The sequence below is a fragment of the Drancourtella sp. An12 genome (assembly GCF_002160935.1).
Lineage (GTDB): Bacteria > Bacillota > Clostridia > Lachnospirales > Lachnospiraceae > Sellimonas > Sellimonas catena.
In genome coordinates, this window is sequence record NZ_NFLO01000053.1 from 1 (window position 1) to 566 (window position 566).

Sequence of the window (566 nt, forward strand, 5' to 3'; positions counted from 1 at the left end):
CTTCGATCACTCAACAATAGACAACGTCCCTTACTTCTTCCCTTAGAAAGGAGGTGATCCAGCCGCACCTTCCGATACGGCTACCTTGTTACGACTTCACCCCAGTTATCCGTCCCGCCTTCGACAGCTCCCTCCTAAAGGTTGGGTCACTGGCTTCGGGCGTTACTGACTCCCATGGTGTGACGGGCGGTGTGTACAAGACCCGGGAACGTATTCACCGCGGCATGCTGATCCGCGATTACTAGCGATTCCAGCTTCATGTAGTCGAGTTGCAGACTACAATCCGAACTGAGACGTTATTTTTGAGATTTGCTCACACTCACATGCTCGCTTCCCTTTGTTTACGCCATTGTAGCACGTGTGTAGCCCTGGCCATAAGGGGCATGATGATTTGACGTCATCCCCACCTTCCTCCAGGTTCTCCCTGGCAGTCTCTCCAGAGTGCCCAACCGAATTGCTGGCTACTGAAGATAAGGGTTGCGCTCGTTGCGGGACTTAACCCAACATCTCACGACACGAGCTGACGACAACCATGCACCACCTGTCTCCAATGTTCCGAAGAAAAG

General features: G+C 52.8%; 1 rRNA gene. It reads right to left on the reverse strand.

The features are described 5' to 3' along the window. Positions 1–46: 46 nt before the first annotated feature. Positions 47–566: ribosomal RNA gene (locus tag B5E64_RS17765) — 16S ribosomal RNA — on the reverse strand; the annotation flags it as partial.